Origin of the sequence: Methylobacterium ajmalii, from assembly GCF_016613415.1 — a bacterium.
In the GTDB taxonomy this organism is placed as follows: domain Bacteria; phylum Pseudomonadota; class Alphaproteobacteria; order Rhizobiales; family Beijerinckiaceae; genus Methylobacterium; species Methylobacterium ajmalii.
Genome location: NZ_JACWCT010000107.1, coordinates 1 through 8144 on the forward strand (window position 1 = coordinate 1; position 8144 = coordinate 8144).

8 protein-coding genes are annotated in these 8144 nt (G+C 72.7%); 7 read left to right on the forward strand and 1 reads right to left on the reverse strand.

Going from position 1 to position 8144, the window contains the following annotated elements:
* From HPY23_RS20330 to HPY23_RS20350, 5 genes are all read left to right on the forward strand, one after another.
* The coding region (locus HPY23_RS20330) for a hypothetical protein (protein ID WP_420891341.1) at positions 1-283 on the forward strand (283 nt) is incomplete at its 5' end.
* 333 nt (positions 284-616) lie between these two features.
* A complete protein-coding gene (locus HPY23_RS20335; RefSeq protein WP_082742566.1) occupies positions 617-1843 on the forward strand; it encodes a D-alanyl-D-alanine carboxypeptidase family protein in 1227 nt (408 codons plus the stop codon).
* Positions 1840-2562 (forward strand): dTMP kinase, encoded by a 723-nt coding sequence (tmk, locus tag HPY23_RS20340; RefSeq protein ID WP_244537493.1) that lies wholly within the window; start codon positions 1840-1842, stop codon positions 2560-2562. The genes HPY23_RS20335 and tmk overlap by 4 nt, the downstream gene beginning before the upstream one ends.
* On the forward strand, positions 2552-3589 hold the full coding sequence (locus HPY23_RS20345; RefSeq protein WP_060849448.1) for a DNA polymerase III subunit delta': 1038 nt from the start codon (positions 2552-2554) through the stop codon (positions 3587-3589). Before tmk ends, HPY23_RS20345 begins: the two co-directional genes overlap by 11 nt.
* A gap of 2 nt (positions 3590-3591) precedes the next feature.
* Complete coding sequence (locus tag HPY23_RS20350) at positions 3592-4443, forward strand: metallophosphoesterase (RefSeq protein ID WP_091882521.1); 852 nt, start codon at positions 3592-3594, stop codon at positions 4441-4443.
* Positions 4444-4497: 54 nt separating this feature from the next.
* Here the strand turns inward: HPY23_RS20350 and HPY23_RS20355 are convergent, their stop codons facing one another.
* The gene (locus HPY23_RS20355) at positions 4498-6186 is read right to left on the reverse strand and encodes a methyl-accepting chemotaxis protein (RefSeq protein ID WP_091882524.1); all 1689 of its coding nucleotides are present in this window, start codon (positions 6184-6186) and stop codon (positions 4498-4500) included.
* Between the two features lie 474 nt (positions 6187-6660).
* Between HPY23_RS20355 and HPY23_RS20360 the strand changes: the two genes are divergently transcribed.
* A complete protein-coding gene (locus tag HPY23_RS20360; protein ID WP_060847723.1) occupies positions 6661-6882 on the forward strand; it encodes a hypothetical protein in 222 nt (73 codons plus the stop codon).
* Positions 6883-7141: 259 nt separating this feature from the next.
* The coding region (locus HPY23_RS20365) for an MASE1 domain-containing protein (protein WP_200649669.1) at positions 7142-8144 on the forward strand (1003 nt) is incomplete at its 3' end.

Here is an 8144-nt window from a genome sequence, read left to right on the forward strand (position 1 = left end):
GGCCCACAGGCCCGCCGCCCCGAGCCAGGCGCTCGCCTTCGCGGGCCACCCGGCGCCGGACCGCGCCTCGCTGGCGCAGGTCATGCACGCCGCCGCGACGCCGGCCGGGGGCAAGGCCTCGACGACCGTCGTCGCCAAGGCCGCCCCCAGGACAGGCCCGCTGCCGATCGCGCCGCCGCTGCGCCTCGCCGGCGCCCAGAAGGGCGACACCAAGGGCGACGCCAAGAACACCGGCCGCAAGCCCGGGATGCCGCCGCGCTCGAAGGTCGCGGGGATGTATTGAGGGGGATGGCCGAGAGCGCGGACATCCTCCCCGCGCCCTCATCCTGAGGTGTCAGTCCATCATTGATGGACTGACCTCGAAGGAGGCCTCCGGAAGCCTCCGAGATCCCCGGAGTCCTCCTTCGAGGTCGGCCGATTTTCGATCGGCCAACGCCTCTGGATGAGGTCGCAGGTTGCAGGGGCGGCGGAGCCGGATGAACGGCATCCAGGCCCGAATCCATCTCCAAAACGGTTCCCCATCCCGCACTGCGGCACAGCCGCGGTTGCGTGGGCGCGAGCGGGACGGCAGAGTGCGGCGGGTCTCCCGGACGGCCGGGGTTTCGAGCGGTAGGGGATGCGTGTGAGAGCGACCACCGGAGCGGGCAGGGCGCTGACGCGCCGCGCCGCGGGCATGGCCCTCGCGGCCGCCCTCGGGATCACCGTCGCGGCGTCCGGTGCCTGGGCGCAGGCCTTCCAGACGCTGGCCCCGCACGCCATCCTGATCGACGCCGATACCGGCGCGATCCTGTTCGAGAAGGGCGCCGACGAGCCGTTCTCGCCGGCCAGCATGGCCAAGCTGATGACCGTCGAGGTGCTCTTCGACGAGATGCGCAAGGGTAAGCTCGGCCCCGACACCGAGTTCACGATCAGCGAGAATGCCTGGCGCCGCGGCGGCGCGGGCGGCGGCGGCTCGTCGATGTTCGCCCAGCTCAACAGCAAGGTGAAGCTGCCCGACCTCCTGCGCGGCATCGTGGTCCAGTCCGGCAACGACGCGGCCATCGCCGCGGCCGAGGGCGTCGCCGGCACCGAGGACAATTTTTCCCAGATCATGAACCGGCACGCGAAGGAGATCGGGCTCGAGCGCTCGACCTTCCGCAACGCCACCGGCTACTCGGCGCCCGACCAGAAGGTCACGGCCCGGGACATGGCGAAGCTCGCCATCCACCTGATCGAGACCTACCCGGAGAACTACAAGCTCTTTTCCGAGCGCGAGTTCACCTGGAACAAGATCCGCCAGCAGAACCGCAACCCGCTCCTCACCCTCGACATCGGCGCCGACGGGCTGAAGACCGGCTACCTCGAGGAATCCGGCTACGGCCTGACCGGCTCGGCGGTGCAGAACGGCCAGCGCCTGGTCCTGGTGGTGAGCGGCCTCAAGACCGCCCGCGACCGCGCCGCGGAAGCCCGCAAGCTGATCGAGTGGGGCTTTCGCGCCTTCGAGGCGCGCCAGATCTTCAACGCCGGCGAGACCGTGGCGGAGGCCGAGACCTTCGGGGCCGAGAAGGGCCGGGTCGCCCTCGTCACCAGGAAGCCGGTGCGCTTGATGCTGCCGCGCGGCAACGGCGACCGGCTGGTGGCGCGCGCCACCTACCAGGGCCCGCTGACCGCGCCGGTGGAGGAGGGCCGCGAGGTCGGCCGGCTCAAGGTCACCCGCGGCGAGCAGGTGGTGCTCGACATGCCGCTCTACACCGCCGAGGCCGTGCCGGCCGGCACCATGACCCAGCGCGCCCTCGACGCGGCGCTCGAGGTCGGCACCGGCTGGTTCCGCCAGGCCCTCAGCCGGATCACCAGCAAGTCGTGACCGGGACGATCGTGACCGGGGCTCCCGCCGAGGTGCTGGCGCGCCCCGGCGGCTTCATCACCTTCGAGGGCGGCGAGGGCGCCGGCAAGTCGACCCAGATCACGCGGCTCGCCGCCTGGCTGCGGGCCGGCCCGGACCGGGGGCCCCGCGAAGTGGTGACCACCCGCGAGCCCGGCGGCTCGCCCCGGGCCGAGCGGATCCGCGCCGCGGTGCTCTCCGGCATCGCCAAGCCCCACGGCCCCTTCGCCGAGGCGCTGATGTTCGCCGCCGCCCGCCTCGACCACCTCGCGACCCTGATTCGCCCGAGCCTCGCGCGCGGCGCCGTGGTGCTCTGCGACCGCTTCAGCGACTCGACCCGGGCCTACCAGGGCGCGGCCGGCGGCCTCGAGCCCGAGACGCTCGCCGCCCTGGAGCGGGTGGTGGTCGGTCCGACCCGGCCGGACCTGACCCTGATCCTCGACCTGCCCCCGGAGATCGGGCTCGCCCGCGCCCGCCAGCGCGACCGCGCCGCCGCTGTCACGCCGGACCGGTTCGAGGCCGAGGCCCTGGAGTTCCACCAGCGCCTGCGGGCCGCCTTCCGCGCCATCGCCGAGGCCGAGCCGGGGCGCTGCGTCGTGATCGACGCGCAACAGCCGCCCGATGCCGTCGCGCAGGCGGTCCGCGCGGCGGTCGCGGCGCGGCTGCCGCACCTCGCCCCGGGGGTCTCCGATGCCGCCTGAGCTGCGCGACGACGAGGCCGAGATCGGCGATGTCCCGGGCGTGCCGCGCCCGCGCGACCGCCATGACCTGCTCGGCCAGGAGGCGGCCGAGCGCGCCTTCCGGGAGGCGATCGGCGCCGGGCGGCTGCATCATGCCTGGCTCATCGGCGGGCCGAAGGGCATCGGCAAGGCGACGCTCGCCTTCCGGGTCGCCCGCCACCTCCTGGCGCGGGGCGACGGCGCGGGCACGCCCGACACCCTGGCGCTGCCCCCCGGCCACACGGTCGCCCGCCAGGTCGCCGGGCTGGCGCATCCCAACCTCGTGCTCCTGCGCCGCCAGAAGGCGCCGGGGGCCAAGACGATCCCGACCCAGATCGGCGTCGACGCGGCGCGCCGCGCGCTCCACCTGTTCTCGGCGACCTCGGCCGATGCCGGCTACCGGATCTGCATCGTCGATTGCGCCGACGAGCTGAACCTCGCCAGCGCCAACGCCCTCCTGAAGGTGATCGAGGAGCCGCCGCCGCGCTCGCTGTTCCTGATCGTCAGCCACGCCCCCGGGCGCCTCCTGCCGACCATCCGCTCGCGCTGCCGGCGCCTCGCCCTCAAGCCGCTGCCGACCGGGGCGGTGGCGCAGGTGCTGCGCGGCCTCGGCGCCCCGCATGCGACGCGGCCGCCGGAGCTGATCGACCGGGCCGCCGGCTTGAGCGAGGGCTCGGTCGCCCGCGCGATCGAGCTCCTCGATCCCGACACGATCGGCGTGGTGGACGAGGTCGAGGCCCTGATGGACCAGGGCGACCGGCCGGACTGGCGCCGCGCCCTGAAGCTCGCCGAGCGGCTCGCCGGCCGCGACGCCGACGCCCTCTACGCCACCGCCCTCGACGCGGTGCAGCGCCGGCTCGCCGCCGAGATCGAGCGCCGCCAGGGCGAGCCGCCGGCCCGCCTCGCGGCGCTCGCCGACGCCGCCGAGCGCGCCGCGAAGGCCGCCCGGGAGGCGCAGGTCTACAACCTCGACCGGCGCCCGGTGGTGCTGTCGCTGTTCGGCGCCTGAGGATGCGGCTCTTTCCGCTCTCCGACCTGCATCTCGAGCGCCGGCCGCTCGCGGCGGTGCCGGCCCCGGCCCGGGACTTCGACCTCCTGGTCTGCGCCGGCGACGTCTGGGAGGGACAGCCGGAGCGGGGGCTCGCCGCGCTCCTGCAGCTCGCCGGCGAGCGGCCGGTGGTGTGGGTGCCGGGCAACCACGAGCGCTACGCGCCCGCCGGCGATCCCCGCACCGCCCCCGAGCTGCTGGCGGCGCTGGCAGCGGCGGTCGCGGCGGAGAACGCCGCCGCCGGCCGCGAGCGGGTGATGCTGCTCCAGGCCGGGGACGCCCGGGTGATCGACGGCGTGCGCCTCGTCGGCGCCACCCTGTGGAGCGACTGGGCGCTCGCCGGGCGCTGGCTCGCGCCCGACACGCCGGACCGCCCCGACGACCCGGTCGCCTACGCGGAGGCCCGCATGACCGATCCGGCGACCGGCTCGCGGGAATACCGGGCGATCCGGCTTGCCGACGGCACGCCCTGGTCGCCGCGCGCCGCGATGGCGGCCCATGCCGCCGACCGGGCGGCACTGGGCGCGGCGCTCGCGCGGCCCCATCCCGGCCCGACCGTCGCGGTGACCCATCACCCGCCGATCGCGGAATCCGCCGACCGTTTTCGCGATGCCCTCGGCGTGCCCTGGTGGGTCCCGGCCTTCTACGCCACCACGCTCCTCGCCGATCTGCCGGCGGCCCACCGGCCAAAGCTCTGGATCTCCGGCCACTTCCACGCCGCCCACGACCTCGCGCTCCACGGCACCCGCTGCCTCGCCAACCCGGTCGAGGGCGCGAGCTTCGATCCGGGGCTGGTGGTGGAGGTTCCGGCCTGAAGGACCGGAGGCGGGGCGAAAGGCGCCGGCCGCGCGACCGCCGATGCGGTCGGGTCAGGCCGCGCGGACGGTGGCGAGGAAGTGGGCGACCTCGGAGGTGAGGTGCTCCGACTGGCGCGACAGTTCGGAGGCCGCCTCGAGCACCTGGCTCGCCGCCGCCCCGGTCTCGTCGGCGGCGCCGGCCACGCCGGCGATGTTGCCCGTCACCTCGCCGGTGCCCTGGGCCGCCTGGGCGACGTTGCGGACGATCTCCCGGGTCGCCGCGCCCTGCTGCTCCACCGCCGCGGCGATCGAGGTGGCCACGGCGCTGATCTCGCGGATGCGCCCGGTGATCCCGCCGATCGAGGCCACCGCCTGCCCGGTCGAGGCCTGGACCTGGGAGATCTGCCCGGAAATGTCGTTCGTGGCCCGGGCGGTCTGCTCCGCCAGGGCCTTCACCTCGGAGGCGACGACGGCGAAGCCCTTGCCGGCCGGCCCGGCCCGGGCGGCCTCGATCGTCGCGTTGAGCGCCAAGAGGTTGGTCTGCCCGGCGATGGTCGAGATCAGCCCCACCACGTCGCCGATCCGCGCGACCGCCGCGCTCAGCTCCTGCACCTGCGTGCCGGCCTGATCGGCCTCCGCCACCGCCCGCCGGGCGAGGTCCGCCGAGCCGTCGACCTGCCGGCCGATCTCCTGCACCGAGGAACCCAGCTCCTCGGTCGCGGCGGCGACGGTGCTGACGTTGGAGGCGGCCTCCTCGGCGGCGGCGGCGACGGCGTTCGATTGGCTGGCCGTCTGGCTCGCCGTCGACGTCAGCTGCTGCGCCGTCGCCTGCAGCTCGGTCGCCGAGGACGACACCATGCCGATCACGCCGCCCACCGCCGCCTCGAACCCGTCGGCCATCTCCCGCATGACGCGCTTGCGATGCTCCTCCGCCGCGAGCCGGGCCTGCGCGGCTTCCGCTTCCAGCGTCTTCATCCGCACGAGGCCGCCCTTGAACACCTGCACGGCGTCGGCGATCGTGCCGATCTCGGTCCGCTGTCCCCGGTGCGGAACCGTCACCGAGAGGTCGCCGGAGGCGAGCGCCTGCATCGGCCGCACGATGGCGCCGATCCCCCGCGCGATGCTGCCGATGATGAGCGCCGTCACGAGAAGCGTCAGGCCCACGGCCGCCGCGCCGATCGCCGTCATGATCGTGTGGGCCGTCGCCACCGCACGCTCGCTGGCCGCCACCGTGGCGGCGGCGGCGCCTTCGTTCATGGACACGATGGCGTCCAGGGCCTCCGCCGCGGCCTTGATGCTCGGGCGCACGACCGTCACGTTTTCCGTGAACGCGCGCGACTTGTCGCCGTTGCGAGACAGGGTCACCACGACGGGCAGCTTGTCGAGGAACTGCTTCCAGTTCGATCGAAACGTCTCGAAGAGTTCCCTCTCCCCCGGCAAGCCGACCAGCGGACCATAGGCGTCGCCGAGAGTGGCGACGACCGCGATCTTCTTTGCCAGGGCGCCTTCCTCGTACGTTATCCTCTCCACGTCCGTATAGAGGATGTGGTTGACGACGCTGACGCGCACGTCGATGGCGGCCGCACGCAGGGAGGCGGCAGTCGCGACGCTGGGCAGGCTGTTTCGACCGATATGGGACAGTGAATGACTGAGAGACGAGATGCCGCTCCAGCCTGCGGCACCGACCGCCAGAACGAACAGCAGCACGCAGGTGAAAGAAAAAATCAATTTGGTGCGAATGGAAATACGATCCAGATTCATGGACTGGGGGCCCTACAAAAAGAATTAATTACCCAGTCTCGGGTATTCAGTGAATGTTAATAAAATGTAAATTCTCTACTGGAATCATGATTATATTTGGCTAATTTGCCAGCGCAGCGAAATAGTGCCGATTTGGATCCAGCGATCGACCACGCATAGATCCACGAGGGCCGATCAGACAACAGTTACGAACGCCAAGAGCGAACACTCGTGGGCTCGACCGTATTCGCGCGCCGCCGACGGCTCACGGTCGACTGCGAAGTGTCCGCCTTGACGCAGGGGGACGGGGTCCACCCCTCGATCCTCTGCATTCGTTCGCAGGGTCGCGCCGGACGGACCGCAGCGCCGCGTCGCGGGAAAGCTCCCGATCGACGATCCAGGCAGGTCGACGATCCGGACCCGTCCAAAGATCCAGGCTTGGCGCGACCCCGCCGGGCCCCATCATCTCTCGTCTCGGGCAGGGGGGAGGGGACGATGAACGGATTCCTGGCGGTGGTGCTGATCTGCGCCAACACGGTCCCGGTGCAGGAGTGCGAGGAGGCGAACGCCACCGACGTGTTCAAGACCCGGGTCGCGAGCGAGATCGGCTGCGCCACCGGCTGGCAGGAGATCATCGCCCGCTCCGAGGTCCGGGCCGGTATCGGGCAGACCGCCTACCTCAAGACGCAGTGCCGGCGGGTGAGGGCGGGCGGATGACGCCGGGACGCGGTGCGGTGCCCATCGGCTGGATCTCACGCAAGGAAACGATGGAAAAAAACTGGACGAGCGATCGATCGACACGTCGATCTCTCCTGTGCGACCATCATCTCACTCGCCAAATAGTCCATGATCGCGCGCAGTCGCGAGATTTTTCCGAGTCCCGTTATCCCACCATCAACGACTCGACCATCATGGCAGCCGACTGACGTTAGGTCCGCCGCTGGGCGGCGGGGCGTCGAGCCGGATGGGACCCTCCGTGACAGCCAGACAGGCAGAGTGCATCGTCGGCCTCCTCTACGCCGTCCTTTCCGCCGGCACGATCCGCCTCACCGGCGACGGGCAGGGCTTGGCGGCGGTGTGGCCGGCCAACGCCGTCCTCCTCGCCGCGCTGCTCGACCGCCGCCCGGACGGCTGGGGAAGGCTGCTCGCCGTCGGCTACCTGGCCAACGTGGCGACGGGGCTGGCGATGCGGGGCGTCGGCCCCGCCCCGTTCCTCGACGGCCTCTGCCACGTCGCCGAGGCCTGGATCGCCGCCCGCCTCCTGCGGCCCGTCCTGAACGGCGAGGACGTGCTGGTCGCGCCCTCCGTCGTCGGGCGCTTCATCCTGGTCTGCGGCCTGGTCGCCCCGGCGCTCAGCGGGCTCGGCGGCGCGGCGGTCGCCTCGCTGGTGTCCGGGCGGGACCCGAGGGTCGCCTTCGGCAGCTGGGTCACCGGCAACGGCCTCGGCCTCCTGGTGTTCACGCCGTTCCTCTTCGCGCTGCTGCGCGGCGACTACCGGCGGTGCCTGACCGGCAAGGACTGGAGCCGGCGCGCCGAGGCGCTCGGGCTGCAGGGGCTCGTCGCCGCGACCGCCTGCGGGGTGTTCTGCGTGGCCGAGCGGTCGCTGCTGTTCGTGCTGTTCGGTCCCGCGATGCTGGCGACGTTCCGGGTCGGGCGGCTCGGCACGAAAGCCGCCGTGGCGGTCATCGCGGTGATCGGCACGGTCGCGACCCTGCGCGGCCAGGGCCCGATCGCCGCGGTCACGCCCGACCCGCACGAGCAGGCCACCCTGCTGCACGCCTTCCTGGCCGTCCTGCTGCTCACCTGCCTGCCGGTGGCGGCGGCGCTCACGGCGCAGGGCAGGAACCTCCGCTCCCTGTCGCGGAGCGCCGAGGCCCTGCGGGCGCAGCGGGCCGAGCTCGCGCGCCTGGCCGCCACCGACGGCCTGACCGGCGTGCTCAACCGCACTGCCTTCCGCGAGACGGCCCTGGCGGCGATGC